This is a genomic window from Microbacterium sp., from assembly GCF_030149085.1.
In the GTDB taxonomy this organism is placed as follows: Bacteria; Actinomycetota; Actinomycetes; order Actinomycetales; family Microbacteriaceae; genus Microbacterium.
The window spans coordinates 1-6,615 of sequence record NZ_JASBSF010000362.1 but is presented as its reverse complement, the minus strand read 5'-3'; the positions used below and the strand labels follow the sequence as shown (position 1 = coordinate 6,615).

The following is a 6,615-nucleotide window of genomic DNA, read 5'->3' as shown; positions in this document are numbered from 1 at the left end:
CGTCGGCGAGCGCCTCGAGCACGACTTCGTTCTCGCCCGGCCGGTGTGATCGCCGCCTACTACCCCAGCATCCATTCACCGGAATAGATTGACCCCCGTGGAGGTTGAATCAGATATGCAGCGATTCGGAACCCTATCGTTCGGCCACTACGGTCCCCTCGGCGGCGGACACATCCTGACGGCGCAGGACTCCATGCTCCAGGCGATCGATCTGGCGCAGGGCATGGATGACCTTGGCGTGAACGGCGCCTACTTCCGGGTGCACCACTTCGCGAGGCAGCAGTCCTCTCCCATGCCGCTACTTGCCGCTATCGCAGCCAAGACCCAGCGCATCGAGGTCGGCACCGGCGTCATCGACATGCGCTACGAAAACCCTCTGTACCTTGCTGAGGAAGCGGCATCCGTCGATCTCATCAGCGAGGGACGACTCGCCCTCGGCGTCAGCCGTGGTTCACCCGAGACCGTCGTTCGCGGCTATGAGGCGTTCGGCTACACCGGCTCGACCGACCCGCGCGGCGCCGACATCGCCCGCGAACACTTCGACCTGTTCCTTCGCGCAGTCGAAGGAGAGGGCCTGGCCGAGCGCGACGCGATGAGCCCCTTCGGCGGCGGCTCTGGGCTGCAGCGCATCGAACCGCACTCTCCCGGGCTTCGCTCGCGCATCTGGTGGGGTGCTGGAAACCGCGACTCCGCCGAGTGGGCGGGACGGATGGGCGTCAACCTGATGTCGTCGACCCTCCTGACCGAGGATCGCGGCCTGCCCTTCGATGAGCTGCAGGCCCAGCAGATCGACGCGTTCCGCGAGGCATGGCGTGGGGCCGGCCACGCGGGCGAACCGCGCGTGTCCGTCAGCCGCAGCATCTTCCCGATCACGACCGCCGAAGACGAGATGTACTTCGGTGGCCGCCAGGACGGCGACGGCGTCGGCTACATCGATGGCATGCGTTCGACGTTCGGGAAGACCTACGCGGGAGCCCCCGACGCGCTCGTCGACCAGCTGCTGGCGGATGCCGCCGTGCAGTCAGCCGACACGCTGATGCTCACCATTCCCAGCCAATTGGGTGTCGCTTTCAACCTCCGGATCGTCGAGTCGTTCGCGAAGCACGTGGCGCCCGCGCTGGGGTGGAAGTCAACGCGGCATGCCGTCACTGCCTAGCACGTAGCCCCCGCGTCAGTTCGCGGTGTTGCGCAGTCGGGGCGTGGCTCCGTCGAGGCCGAAGCGCGGGTCCGATAGCGTCAAGCCATGGGGTCAGCGGCGTCGAGGCGGCTGGAACTCGCGGTGGCGAGCATCCAGCGCACCCCTCGTTGGTGGGCGTGGGTTCTCGTTGCTCTCGCCCTGTTCGCTCTGTCTCGTCTAGGCGTCGCGTTCACGCCGCTCGGAGGCAGTGTCGCCGCGTGGTGGCCGGCCGCCGGCGTCGCAGCATGGTTCGTGCTGGTCAACCCGCGCCAACGCCGGTGGGCGGCATTGGTCCTCGTGTTCGTCGCCACCGGGCTTGCCAACGCCACGGGAGAGCGTGACCTGGTTACCTCCGTCGGGTTCGGTCTGGCCAATGCCATCGAGGCCGGAATGTTCGCGGCCCTGCTCGATCACCGGGCGACCAGGCGTTTGCGGCTTCGCTCCGTTCGCCACGCGTGGCGCTTCGCGCTCGCGGTGCTTGCGGCATCGAGCCTGCTCGGCATCCTCGTGGGCCTGGTCGTTCTCGCCGACGGCCGCGAGTTCCTCCCCGCCGCGACTCAGGCTGCGGCATCGCATGCCGCAGCGATCCTCATCATCGCGCCCTTCGCCGTTCTGCCGCCTCCGATCTATCTCCGCATCCCGCGCATCGAGGTCATCGCCCAAGTCGCCGCGCTGAGCGGAATCCTCGTGTTTCTCGGCGCCGGCGGTGCAAGCCTGCCGCTGACCTTTCTGCCCGTGGGCATTCTGGCGTGGGGGTCATTCCGATTTCCGAACTGGGGATCCTACGTCGAGACCCTATTGACGGGTGTCGCTGTTCTCGCCATGACAGTCGCGGGCATCGGACCGTTCAGCGCCGCTGGACTCGATCCCCGCACCAAGGTGCTGATCGTCGCACTGTTCATCTTCATGGCCGGGCTGTACAACCTGTTCCTCTCGACAGCGAGCTACGAGTTGCGCGCCGCCAACCGCACAAGCCGGGACTTCGCGAAGCTGTTCACCGGCGGCTTCATCGATTCCCGAGTAGGCCTGGTGATCGCCGAGCGGCGCGGCGCCACGTGGCGGGCGCTGCTCGCGAACTCGGCGGCCCGCGGCGTCCTCCGTTCGGAACTGCGCGCGGACGATGTCTGGGTGAGCGGCCCCATCCGCGAACACGTCGAGAACAGTCTGCGCACTGGCCATCGTGCGACCTTCGAGACCTTCGACGGCGCGGTCATGACCATCGACGCATCGACGGTCACCGGCGACGAAACGAGAGTCGCCGTGCAGGTGTTCGATATCACCGACAGCGTGCACGCCACGCAGACTCGCCTCGACGCCGAGCGCGCGCGAGCGACGGCCCTCGCGGCCAAGCTCGATCTCGAGCGTCGGCAGAGCGACTTCGTAGCCACGGCAAGCCACGAGCTGCGTACCCCGATCGCGAGCATCGCCGGGTATCTCGAACTGATCGAGGAATCCGATGAACTGCCGCCACAGTCACGGGAATGGATCGAGGTGGTCCAGCGCAACACCGCACGTCTGAGCTACCTCATCGATGACCTGCTGATTCTTGCCCGCGTGCAGGAGCGCACGGACCGCCACTTCCTGATCGCGGAGGTCGCCGTCGCTGACCTCTTCGATGAGGTTCTCGCCCGTTACGCACCGTCGGCGCGGCAGCGGGGCCTCGAGCTGAGCGTCGGAGACTGCGATGGCCTCGTCCAGGGCGTCCCCTCGGAACTCGGCCACGCCCTGGCGAGTCTGGTCGCGAACGCGGTGAAGTTCACACCACGGGGCGGTCGCGTGCGCGTGGAAGCGTCGCACGACAACTCCACGCTCGTTGCCGCCGACGGGTCCGCCCTACCGGCTGTCCGCATCACCGTCCGCGACACCGGCCCCGGGATCGCCGACGCGGATCTTCCCCACATCTTCGACCGCTTCTACCGGACGAGAGAAGCAGAGCAGGCACACGCCCCGGGAACCGGTCTCGGTCTCGCGGTGGCGCAGGAGCTCGCGCACGCCAATGGCGGCGTCGTCGAGTTGAGTTCACCGAACCGCGAAGGGGTGATCGCGGCACTGATCGTCCCGATGGCGGACGAGTGGATACGGCCGGCGCCATGAGAAGAGTGCTGGTCCTGGGCGGAACCGGATGGCTCGGTCGGGAGCTGGTGTCCGCCGCGCTCGCACTCGGCGCCGATGTCACCTGCGTGGCTCGCGGCGAATCGGGCACGGCACCAGAAGGTGCTCACTTCCTCGCCGCCGACCGTCGTCGTCCGGATGCCTACCGCGAACTCGTCGGCGACTGGGATGAGGTCATCGAGCTGTCCTCTGAGCCCGACCTCGTCGTTCCCGCCGTCACCGAGCTCGGTTCGCGCGCGGCGCACTGGACACTGGTGTCGACGGTGTCTGTGTACGCGGCCGATGACGAGCCGGGAGCGGACGAGAGCGCGGCGTTGGTCGAACCTGTTGATCTCTCGCGGTACGCCGACGCGAAGGTCGCCGCGGAACAGGTCACGTCCGCCGCCCTCGGCGATCGACTCCTCATCGCACGACCCGGCCTCATCGTCGGCCCCCGCGACCCGAGCGACCGATTCGGCTACTGGCCGGCACGCCTGGATCGCGGCGGCCCCACGATCGTGCCGGTCATGCAGAATCGGTTCGTCCAGGTCATCGACGTTGCGGACCTGGCGTCGTGGCTCGCCGCGGCGGGCTCTGCACGCCTGACCGGCAGGATCAACGCCGTGGGTCCGCCCCTCCCGATGACCGACTTCTTCACAGCGGCACGCGCCGTGACGGGTTTCCGCGGCGAGCTGATCGACGTGACGGATGCCGTACTCGAAGCGCACGGCATCCAGTACTGGGCGGGTCCGCGCTCGCTGCCGCTGTGGCTTCCGTCCCGCGCGACCGGGTTCGCGCAGCGTGACCGGTCCGCCTACCTCCGTGCCGGCGGCACCGCTCGGTCGATGACTGACACGCTGACGCGGGTGCTGCAGGATGAGCGCGTCCGAGGCCTCGACAGGCCCCGTCGCGCCGGACTGACCGCCGACGAGGAAACGAGCCTCATGCGAGGCCTCGCCGGGTGAGGCCTCGCATGGCCGTGCCGCGCGGCGCTCCTCAGCGTCCGGTGGGATCGGCGCTCCTCCGCGGCGGATCCACGGCGACGTCGAGCCGTTCCAACCCGCGCAGAGAGGTCCACGTCAACGCTTCGCCCCTCGCTGCGTGCTCCGAGGCGCGGACGGCACGCTCGTCTGCCCAGCTGTTGAGCCGATGACCACTGTGCCCCCGCACGTGCTCGAGCACGACATCAGGCATCCCCGCCGCGCGGCGCGCGTCCCGCGCGGCGATGAGACGCTCGAGGATCTCCCGATTCGCGACTGGCTTCTTGGCGCTCGTCACCCAGCCGCGGCGACGATGGCCATCCATCCACGACGAATAGGTGTCGATCGCGTACTTCGAATCGGCCTGGATGACGAGCTCGGCGACATCGGCATGGTCGGTGATCGCATAGAGCAACCCGAGCAACTCGCCGATGTTGTTGGTGCCCTCCGGCAAGGACCCCGCTGCCCAGTTGCCGTCCTCGCCGACCCACGCCCACCCGGCCGGCCCCGGGTTACCCTTGCACGCACCGTCGGTGGCGACGATGTAGCGGTCAGTAGGATGCGGGCTCATCGGTTCTAGCACACCCTCCAGTTTCGCACTCGCGGCGCCGAGCCCAGACGCCGGGCCAAACGAGGGTGGATGCGCAAGCGAGGGCCGCATGCCGCATCCATGCCCTCGCCCGGGCAAATCCCCTCGCCTCAGCCGAGGCCCCGGCCTAGGCCCGGTGCGCCACGTAGTACTCCAGAAGCGCGCGGGTCGAGGCATCCTGCGCCGCGACAGCATCCTCGTCGCCCTCGATCGCCGGGGCGATATGGAGGGCGAGTTGCTTGCCGAGCTCGACTACCCACTGGTCGAAGGAATTGATGCCCCACATAGTGCCCTGCGTGAACACGATGTGCTCGTACAGCGCGATGAGCTGACCGAGCGCCGACGGAGTGAGTGCGGGCGCGAAGATCGACGTGGTGGGGCGGTTGCCCGGGAAGGTGCGCGCGGCCACGAGCGCCCCGGTTGACCCTTCAGCCTCGACCTCCTCGGCGGTCTTGCCGAACGCGAGGGCCTTGGTCTGCGCGAGGAAGTTCGCGAGGAAGAGCCCGTGAACATCGCGACCGCCATCCTCGAGCGGATAGGCCGGGTTCACGAACGCGATGAAGTCCGCCGGGATGAGCCGGGTGCCCTGATGGATGAGCTGATAGAACGCGTGCTGTCCGTTCGTGCCGGGCTCGCCCCAGAACACCTCACCGGTGTCGGTCACAACCGGCGAACCGTCCCAGCGAACGCGCTTGCCGTTGGACTCCATAGTCAGCTGCTGCAGATATGCCGGGAACCGATGCAGCTGCTGCGCGTACGGCAGCACCGCGTGAGTCTGCGCGCCGAGGAAGTTCGTGTACCAGACATTGAGCAGGCCCATGAGCACCGGCACGTTCCGCTCGAGCGGCGTCGTGGCGACATGCACGTCAACGGCGTGGAATCCGGCGAGCAGGTCACGGAAGGCATCCGGACCGAGCGCAATGGTGAGCGAGAGCCCGATCGCCGAATCGACCGAATAGCGGCCGCCCACCCAGTCCCAGAAGCCGAATGCGTTGTCGGTGTCGATGCCGAACGCGGCGACCTTGTCGAGCGCGGTCGAGACCGCCGCAAAGTGGTGAGCGACGGCACCAGTCTTGGCGGCTTCCGTCCCGTCGATGGCACCGGATGCCGTGAGCCCAGCCCACAGCCAGTCTCGCGCAAGCCGGGCATTGGTGAGGGTCTCGAGCGTCGTGAAGGTCTTCGAGGCGACGATAAACAGCGTCGTCTCGGGGTCGAGGTCCGCGGTCTTCTGCGCCATGTCGGTCGGGTCGATGTTCGAGACGAACCGCGCCTCGATCCCGGCGTTCGCATAGGGTCGCAGAGCTTCGTAGACCATGACGGGGCCGAGGTCCGACCCGCCGATGCCGATGTTGACGACGTGCGTGACCTTCTTGCCGGTCACGCCGAGCCACTCCCCCGACCGCACCCGGTTGGCGAAGGCATCCATCGCATCAAGAACCGCGTGCACATCGGTGTCGACATCCTGGCCGTCGACGACGAGCGCGGGGCTCTCCCCTGCCGGGCGACGCAGCGCCGTGTGCAGCACCGCGCGGTCCTCGGAGGTATTCAGGTGCACGCCAGCGAGCATCTGCGCGAAACGCTCCTGCACCCCGGTCTGCTCGGCCAGCTGCACGAGCGAGGCGAGGATCTCATCGGTGACGAGGTTCTTCGACAGGTCGACGTGCAGGTCGGCAAGCGGATGACTCATCCGCTCGACCCGGCCGGGGTCGGCGGCGAACCAGGCACGCAGATCCGGGGCGAACCCGGATGCGGCGTCGGTGAGGGCGGACCAGGCAGGC

The 6,615-nt window shown here is 68.0% G+C and carries 5 protein-coding genes; 3 read left to right on the top strand and 2 right to left on the bottom strand.

The annotated features are described in order from the left end of the window. Positions 1-115 precede the first annotated feature (115 nt). The 3 genes from Q1V87_RS14680 (at position 116) to Q1V87_RS14670 (ending at position 4,233) form a co-directional block, all read left to right on the top strand. Positions 116-1,156 (top strand): LLM class flavin-dependent oxidoreductase, encoded by a 1,041-nt coding sequence (locus tag Q1V87_RS14680; RefSeq protein ID WP_300594467.1) that lies wholly within the window; start codon positions 116-118, stop codon positions 1,154-1,156. 87 nt (positions 1,157-1,243) lie between these two features. Beyond that, on the top strand, positions 1,244-3,271 hold the full coding sequence (locus Q1V87_RS14675; RefSeq protein WP_300594464.1) for an ATP-binding protein: 2,028 nt from the start codon (positions 1,244-1,246) through the stop codon (positions 3,269-3,271). Continuing rightward, positions 3,268-4,233, top strand: a complete 966-nt coding sequence (locus tag Q1V87_RS14670; protein WP_300594461.1) for an NAD-dependent epimerase/dehydratase family protein — start codon at positions 3,268-3,270, stop codon at positions 4,231-4,233. Before Q1V87_RS14675 ends, Q1V87_RS14670 begins: the two co-directional genes overlap by 4 nt. A 31-nt stretch (positions 4,234-4,264) precedes the next feature. Here the strand turns inward: Q1V87_RS14670 and Q1V87_RS14665 are convergent, their stop codons facing one another. Next, positions 4,265-4,819, bottom strand: coding sequence for a ribonuclease H (locus tag Q1V87_RS14665; RefSeq protein ID WP_300594458.1), 555 nt, complete (start codon positions 4,817-4,819; stop codon positions 4,265-4,267). A gap of 145 nt (positions 4,820-4,964) precedes the next feature. After that, positions 4,965-6,615, bottom strand: a 1,651-nt coding sequence (gene pgi / locus Q1V87_RS14660; RefSeq protein WP_300594456.1) for a glucose-6-phosphate isomerase, incomplete at its 5' end; no start/stop codon positions are given.

Coding starts and splice junctions, on each gene's coding strand:
- Q1V87_RS14670 (WP_300594461.1), top strand. CDS start 3,268: ATGAGAAGAGTGCTGGTCCTGGGCGGAACCGGATGGCTCGGTCGGGAG.
- Q1V87_RS14675 (WP_300594464.1), top strand. CDS start 1,244: ATGGGGTCAGCGGCGTCGAGGCGGCTGGAACTCGCGGTGGCGAGCATC.
- Q1V87_RS14680 (WP_300594467.1), top strand. CDS start 116: ATGCAGCGATTCGGAACCCTATCGTTCGGCCACTACGGTCCCCTCGGC.
- Q1V87_RS14665 (WP_300594458.1), bottom strand. CDS start 4,819: ATGAGCCCGCATCCTACTGACCGCTACATCGTCGCCACCGACGGTGCG.